The sequence below is a fragment of the Paenarthrobacter aurescens genome (genome assembly GCF_025421775.1).
Classification (GTDB): Bacteria; Actinomycetota; Actinomycetes; order Actinomycetales; family Micrococcaceae; genus Arthrobacter; species Arthrobacter aurescens_B.
Genome location: NZ_JAOEFX010000007.1, coordinates 296,237 through 303,243 on the forward strand (window position 1 = coordinate 296,237; position 7,007 = coordinate 303,243).

Annotated in this window: 5 protein-coding genes and 1 rRNA gene; 1 reads left to right on the plus strand and 5 read right to left on the minus strand. The window is 63.4% G+C overall.

Going from position 1 to position 7,007, the window contains the following annotated elements; all coding sequences use genetic code 11:
- Window positions 1–170: 170 nt before the first annotated feature.
- The 4 genes from N7568_RS16635 to N7568_RS16650 all read right to left on the minus strand — a co-directional run bounded on the left by N7568_RS16635 (window position 171) and on the right by N7568_RS16650 (window position 5,564).
- Window positions 171–2,144 (minus strand): NHL domain-containing thioredoxin family protein, encoded by a 1,974-nt coding sequence (locus N7568_RS16635; protein WP_261610892.1) that lies wholly within the window; start codon window positions 2,142–2,144, stop codon window positions 171–173.
- Window positions 2,144–4,381, minus strand: coding sequence for a bifunctional copper resistance protein CopD/cytochrome c oxidase assembly protein (locus N7568_RS16640; RefSeq protein ID WP_261610893.1), 2,238 nt, complete (start codon window positions 4,379–4,381; stop codon window positions 2,144–2,146). Before N7568_RS16640 ends, N7568_RS16635 begins: the two co-directional genes overlap by 1 nt.
- Before the next feature lie 125 nt (window positions 4,382–4,506).
- A complete protein-coding gene (locus N7568_RS16645) occupies window positions 4,507–4,794 on the minus strand; it encodes an HU family DNA-binding protein (RefSeq protein WP_011776355.1) in 288 nt (95 codons plus the stop codon).
- A 215-nt stretch (window positions 4,795–5,009) separates the two neighbouring features.
- On the minus strand, window positions 5,010–5,564 hold the full coding sequence (locus tag N7568_RS16650; protein ID WP_261610894.1) for a GNAT family N-acetyltransferase: 555 nt from the start codon (window positions 5,562–5,564) through the stop codon (window positions 5,010–5,012).
- A 203-nt stretch (window positions 5,565–5,767) separates the two neighbouring features.
- On the opposite strand from N7568_RS16650, the gene N7568_RS16655 reads away from it, so the two are divergent.
- The gene (locus N7568_RS16655) at window positions 5,768–6,784 is read left to right on the plus strand and encodes a patatin-like phospholipase family protein (RefSeq protein WP_439898991.1); all 1,017 of its coding nucleotides are present in this window, start codon (window positions 5,768–5,770) and stop codon (window positions 6,782–6,784) included.
- 147 nt (window positions 6,785–6,931) lie between these two features.
- Here N7568_RS16655 and rrf read toward each other — a convergent pair.
- Window positions 6,932–7,007, minus strand: a 5S ribosomal RNA gene (gene rrf / locus N7568_RS28670); the annotation flags it as partial.

A 7,007-nucleotide genomic window follows, 5' to 3' on the forward strand; every position in this document is an offset into this window, starting at 1 on the left:
CCATGCACGCCCAGCCCAAGCAGGCCCAGGTTTGGCCAGGCCGAGGTTGATCAGGCTGAGGTTGATCAGGCTGAGGTTGATCAGGCTGAGGTTGATCAGGCTGAGAGCATGAAAATGGCCCAGGCAACCCCCGCTGAGGGGGCGCACCGGGCCATTCCCGCTGGTAAGGCTTAGTCCATGCCGCGCAGGTCCAGCACCAATTCGGATTCACCGTCAGCCTGCAGGATCACGGGGATGCCCCAATCCTGCTGGTAGAGGTGGCATGCTGCGTGGTCCGGGATTTCGCCGTCCTCGGTCTCGGGTCCATCGCATGCGGCCGCACGGGCCGTGATGTGGAGGATACCTTCAGGCACGTCTGCGGAAAGCTCAATGGTGCGCAGCAGGCCCACGGACGTGCCTCCTCCGGAGACCAGCAGTTCCGGCGGGGTGGCGGAAATCTTGAGCTGTGTGGGATCGCCCCAACGGTCGTCAAGCTTTTGGCCGGTGGGAGCCTTGAAGCGGACTGCGAGCTCCAATTTCCCTGGCGTGACCGGGCTCTTTGGCCGGTGTGTTTGCGACGCGCCCTCATCCACCTGCTGGGCTTCCTTGGGGATCGGCACCAGCACCAGCTGGTGCTTGTTCGACTCCACCACGATCAGCAACGGGTCGCTGCCTTCCACCTGAACCACGACCACGTCACTTGGCTCAGCGAGGCCCCTCGCCAACGTGGATACAGACTTGGTGGCGGGGTCATACCGGCGAACGGCACCGTTGTAAGTGTCCGCGATGGCTACGGAGTTATCTGGGAGCACCGTAACACCCAGGGGGTGCTGCAGGCGGGCATCGCCGGCCTTGCCGTCGCGGAACCCGAAATCGAACAAGCCCTTGCCGACGGCGGTTTCCACGGTCACACCGGAATCGCTGACCACCAGGCGACGCAGGGACGACGTTTCCGAGTCAGCCACCCAGATGTTGTCTTCGCCGTCGATGGCCAGGCCGGACGACTGGGCAAACCAGGCTTCTTCCGCCTTGCCATCAAGCAGGCCCTCAAGCCCGGAGCCGGCGAGGATGGAGACCTCGTTGGCCAGGGGGTCGAAGGCGAAGATCTGGTGGGTTCCCGCCATGGCGATGACAACGCGCTGCAGCTTCTCACTCCATACCACGTCCCACGGTGAGGACAGGGACACCTCGGTACCAAGACCCAGCGACCCGACGTCGATGGCGTCGGCAGCGAAGTCAGCCGGACCGCCGTCGTGGTGTTCAGACCAAGTGCCGGCGCCCGTATCGGTGACGCGGGCCGGGCCGGTGTCCAGCAGTCGCTGAACGCCATTGCCCGCGAGCGTCTGGACGTAACCCGAGCTGAGCGTCACGCCACGCAGTCGGTGGTTCACAGTATCGGCTACTACGGCGTCGTAGCCCAGCTTCCACGCGAGCTCTGACGGCAGCAGTGTCACACCTTGCGGTTCGTTGAACTGTGCGATCTCCGACTGTCCGTCCAGGTATCCCTTGGTACCGGAGCCGATGACGCGCTCCACAGTTTCCAGGTCCGGGCGGAGCTCCACCAAGCGGTGATGGCCGGAGTCCACTACCAGGTAGTTGCCGTTGGTGAGCTGCGTTGCCTTACCGGGGAAGCGCAAAGTGCCCGACGTCGGCACCGGGGCCACGTACGGGCCGTTGCCGCGGTGGAGGGTTCCCTTCGCTTCGTGCTCGGCAACGAGTTCCTCCAGCAGGACAGCGAGGCCGTCAGCGTGGCCCTCACCGGAAAGGTGGGCCACGATGTAGCCCTCAGGGTCCACCACCACCAAGGTGGGCCATGCTCGGGCCGTGTAGGCCTTCCAGGTGGCGAGCTCCGGGTCATCGAGCACTGGGTGGTGGATTTCGTAGCGCTCAACGGCGGACGCCAGAGCTACAGGATCAGCCTCATGCTCGAATTTGGGCGAATGCACGCCGACTGTCACCAGGACATCCGAGTACTTTTCCTCAAGGGGGCGCAGCTCATCCAGCACGTGCAGGCAGTTGATGCAGCAGAAAGTCCAGAAGTCGAGCAGCACGATCTTTCCGCGCAGGGACTCAAGATCCAGGGATTTGCCGCCCGTGTTGAGCCAGCCGCGGCCCTCCAGTTCGGAGGCCCGGACCCGGTGTTGGGTACGTACGGTTTCGCTCATCAGCGTCCTTCCAGCTTGGTGTGTGGTTCAGTCTGCCCCGCAGGGTCGGCGTTGGTGCGTTCGGCGTTGGTGCGTTCGGCCGGGGCCGTCCTGGATGGTTGGGCAGTGCGGTTTGCCAGCTTGGCATCGCGGTCAGCGAGCCGGGCAAACATATCGTTGTAAGCACTGAGATCGGCGTCGTTATTCCTGTCGGCTGCCCGATCCACCCGGCGGGTCTCCCGTTCGTCAGAACGGGACCACATCACAGCCACACCGATAGCCACCAGCAAAGTGGGTACTTCGCCGATGCCCCACGCCACGGCGCCGCCCAGTTGCTGGTCTCCGATGGCCGACGGACCCCAGGCCCGGCCCAGGTTTCCGAAGTAGTCGGCTGCAAGCAGGCCGGTGCCACCCATGATGGCTACGCCGAAGAAGGCATGGAAGCCCATGGTGGCCAGCAGGAGAAGCAGGCGCATCGGGTAGGGAGCCCGGCGTGGAAGAGGATCGCTCCCGATCATGCTCAGCACAAAAATGTAGCCGGTCAGCAGGAAGTGCACGTTCATGAGCTCATGGCCCACATGCTCGCGCATTGCCAGGCCGAAGAGGTCCGAGTAGTAAAAGAGGACAATGGAGCCCGCGAAGTTGGCAGCGGCGAACAACGGGTGCGTCACGATCTGCGAGAACCTGGAGTGCACGAACAGCAGCAGCCACTCGCGCAAGCCGCGTGAACCATGGACACCTTCGCCCCTGGCCGGCAGTGCGCGCAACGCAAGGGTCACGGGGGCACCAAGGACCAGGAAGATCGGGGCCACCATGGTGAGGGCCATGTGGTCCACCATGTGTGCAGAGAACAGCACACGGCCGTACACGGCGGGCGGTCCAGAGGTGATGTAGGTGAGCACCACCAGGCCGATCATCCAGTTCACGGTCCGGAACCAGGACCATTTGTCTCCGCGCCGGCGAACTTTGACCAGACCCATGATGTAGGAAACAGCGCCGAACAGCGCAACTCCTACCCACAGCCAGTCAAAGCGCCATTCAGTGAGCCAGCGTTCCGGCGTGAGTTCGGGCGGCAGTTCATAGCCCGAAAGGATGAACGACGGCGAGGCATCAGGTGCGTAGGTGGTGGGCTGGGGCGGTGCCGAGCGTCCGAGCGCAACGGCAAGTCCCGACGTCGCGCCCATGACCAGCAGCTCAACCAAAACCAGCTGCCACAGCACCCGGCGGGCAGACATGGAACCGTTCTTGCCAAGCTGTGGGATGACCCACTGTCGGTGCATGAAGCCGATGCCACCCAGCACCAGCGTGGCCAGCGACTTCGCGACGATGAGTTGGCCGTAAGGAGAGCCGAAGAGGTCGGCAGGGTTGGTAACGCGGATAGCGGCGTTAATAACACCTGAAGCGAACACCAGGACAAAGGCGAAGCCGGCCAACGACGAGAAGCGCCTGAGGGTTTGCTCGGTGATGTCCTGAATTCCCTTGCCCCTGGAACCTGTGAGGATGCCGGAAAGGACCGCGAGCATAATGATGCCGCCTACCCAGGTGGAGACGCCCACCAGGTGGAGCCCCAAGGAATTGATGGCGCCTTCGTGGTCGCTGGAGCTCGACGAGTGCCCGATCAAGGCTGTAGGAATGAGGCCGATGAGGGCCAGCACCAGCGTGAACGCCAGCCCGGTCAACGATCGGACCCCGAACAGCGCAGTGGTGACAACGGCCGCGATGATGGTGACCGCAAGCCAGGCCTTGCCGGTCTCGATGTCGGTCATGAAATACACCAGCGAACGAGTGAACTCGGCATCTCCGGAGAGTCCCTGCCCGGCGACGTCCGCATAGGTCAAGACAAGAACCGCGACGGCAGACAAAGTCCATGCTGCCCCGGCTGCGGCGGCAACGGCCAATGCCCGGGCGAACGCCGGGTGTTCGGGTGCGTCAACGTCCTTCTCTCGGGACCGCGATCCGCCGAGGTTCTTAGGAAGGATGCCCACGGCGAAGATCAGGCCACCAACCACAGTCGCCACGGAGACGTTATGGATGGCCTTCGCGAAAGGCAGGCCCCACCGAACCAAAGCACCAGGGTCGGAAACCTGCCGGGCTGCAGAGGCGCCGGAGAAGATCAGGGCTGCTGCAAGAGCCAGGAAGAGAACCGCCAGACCGGCCAGTTGCCATGGGAGGGAAATCCCCGCGACTGTATTGCCTCCCCGCGCTCCCGGCTTAGGAGCAGACGAAGGGGCAGTTGCGGAACTTCTTGCTGATGGCACCTATCCATTGTCCGCTACCTGTCGCCGGGCTGCGAATCGGGAGGGTCGCTATGTGCATTAACTAAAAGCAAAAGGGACGGCAACCGTCAGGTTGCCGTCCCTTCAAGGCGTTCGCCGAAGAGTAGTTACTTCTTCTTGGCGACAGCAGCCTTCAGCTTGGAACCAGCGGTCAGCTTGACGCTGTGGCCAGCTGCGATCTGGATGGTTTCGCCGGTCTGCGGGTTGCGGCCGGTGCGAGCTGCACGGTCGGTGCGCTCAACTGCGAGCCAGCCCGGGATGGTGATCTTTTCGCCGGCGGCGACAGAAGTCTCGAAAACTTCGAACAGTGCATCGAGCACGGAGTTGACTGCTGCCTGGCTGGTGCCAGCCTTGCCTGCTACCTCTGCAACGAGTTCACTACGGTTCTTAGCCATTTACGTCCTCCTGGACTCATACGTTTTTGAGCTTTCAAGCGGAATGCGAGCAAGCCACTGTTCGAAAACTTACCAGCTTGGGCTGGCATGGCCAGCAAATTCCGCGTGTTTCCGCGCCTTTTTGACCAAAATCACCGGATTTTCGCGGTTTTTAGGGGTGCTTTACGCCCTTGGCGTACCCTACGGCGTTGGCCGTGACTCATTGTTATGCCCCGTCAGAACAGTATGCGCTGGAACAAAAAGTGGTCCTGCCACTCCCCCGCGATCTGAAGGTACGACGACGCATGGCCGATCCGCTCGAAGCCACACCGCCTGAGGACTGCTTGGGACGCTGCGTTGTGGAGCAACGTCGCGGCTTGGATCCGGTGAAGGCCGAGCTCCTTCGTGGCCATGGTTACGACGGCGGCAACCGCACCTGACGCCGCGCCCTTGCCTGTGCATTCCTCGTCAATCCAATAGCCAAGGTTGGCGTTCAGGAATGGTCCGCGGACGATGCCTGTGAGTGTGATCATCCCCAGGATGCCCCGGCGTCCGGTGATGACCCACGGCACTTCGTTGCCCGCCGCATACTGGTCAACCTTGGCCCGGATCGCAGCTTCCTGGCCAGCCACGGTGAAGAACTCCTCGCTCCGGGTGGGCTCCCACGGCGCTAAATGTCCACGGTTCCGCAGGTAGGCAGCGGCCAATTCTGTGGCATCTGAAAGCTCAAGAGGGCGCAGGTACAGTTGTTCGCCGCCCCCGCCCAGGGAGATCTGTCGGGTGAGACTCATCCCCAGACTCTACCTGCGGCTGCTACGACGATTGCGGAGTGGTCAACGGGGTGATAGCTTTTCCGGTGATCGTGAACTTTTTGCAGGAGGTGAGACCCATGAAAGCAGTATCCACAGTGGGCGCTCCCTGCAGTCCACGATCCCGCGACTGAGCCAGTCGCCACTGGGAGCGTCCGTCACGCACTTCGCGAAAGGCGACTCCCTTGAATACATCAACTTCTTCATCACTCCGCGCCAACCCGACGGCGGCATCCGCACTACCGGGGCCGGACCAGTCCCAGCCGGAGGCCGACGCCGGCTCCGTCGCCCCTGAACCGGTCACGGCTCAACGGGCGTTGGTCCTGGGCGGCGGCGGATCCACAGGCAATGCGTGGCTGATCGGAATCATCGCCGGCCTCTTCGATGCCGGGCTGGACGTTACCACTGCAGACCTCACCATCGGTACATCAGCGGGGTCCACCGCTGCAGCCCAGCTGGCCGGAGCCACACCGGCCGAGCTCTTTGAGGCCACCCTTGCCGCAGTCCCGCCCAAAGCCGCAGCCCTGCCAAGAACCGCCGGCCGGGCAGGAACCGACGCAGGACGCGACGCCGCGAGGCCTGTGATGGACCATATGGAGCGGACCGGCGCCATCATGGATGCTGCTGCGGATATGGCGGATATGCGCCGCAGATTGGGCGCAGCAGCAATCGACATGGCTGCGGCCATGGAAGGCTCCAGTGCACGGTGGCGGGCAACCGTCGCAACCCGGCTGCCACGTCCGGAGTGGCCGGAACGAACGGTGCTCCTCACAGCTGTCAATGCCCACACCGGTGAACCGGTCGTTTTCGACCGCCTCAGCGGAGTGGAGCTGGTGGACGCCGTGGCCGCCAGCTGCGCCAGCGGTTTCGCCTACAGTATCGGCGACAACCAATACATCGACGGTGGTTACCGGGCAAACGCCGAGAATGCGGATCTGGCGGCCGGATACTCCCGGGTATTGGTGCTGTCACCATTCGGGGGCCGGACACGGACTCCCTTGGAATGGGGCATGCACCTCGCAGCACAGGTCCATGCGCTGCAGGCCACCGGCAGTCAGGTGGCAACAGTCTTCCCGGACGGTGAATCCGAGCATCTGTTCGGTGTGAATGCGATGGACCTGTCTCTGCGACCGGCCGCCGCGCGTGCCGGTTTCGCACAGGCCAGGGCCCTTGCCGGTCAGCTTGGCAGGTTCTGGAACTGAAGCGCCCCCAGGCAGCGGCGGCTGACGGTGCCAGATGACCCGTCAGCCGCCGCTCTGGGATTGATCCGGTTGCGGGGGTTTTCGGGTGTGGTGGTTTAAATGGGGAGAGCCCCGACCGTCGTGGTCGGGGCTCTGCCGTTAATGGTTGTCCGGCGGTGTCCTACTCTCCCACACCCTCCCGGGTGCAGTACCATCGGCGCTGTGGGTCTTAGCTTCCGGGTTC

Bases quoted from the DNA above. Each gene is read 5' to 3' on its own strand.
- N7568_RS16645 (WP_011776355.1), bottom strand. From the start codon at position 4,794: ATGGCTAAGAACCGTAGTGAACTCGTTGCAGAGGTAGCAGGCAAGGCT.
- N7568_RS16650 (WP_261610894.1), bottom strand. From the start codon at position 5,564: ATGAGTCTCACCCGACAGATCTCCCTGGGCGGGGGCGGCGAACAACTG.
- N7568_RS16635 (WP_261610892.1), bottom strand. From the start codon at position 2,144: ATGAGCGAAACCGTACGTACCCAACACCGGGTCCGGGCCTCCGAACTG.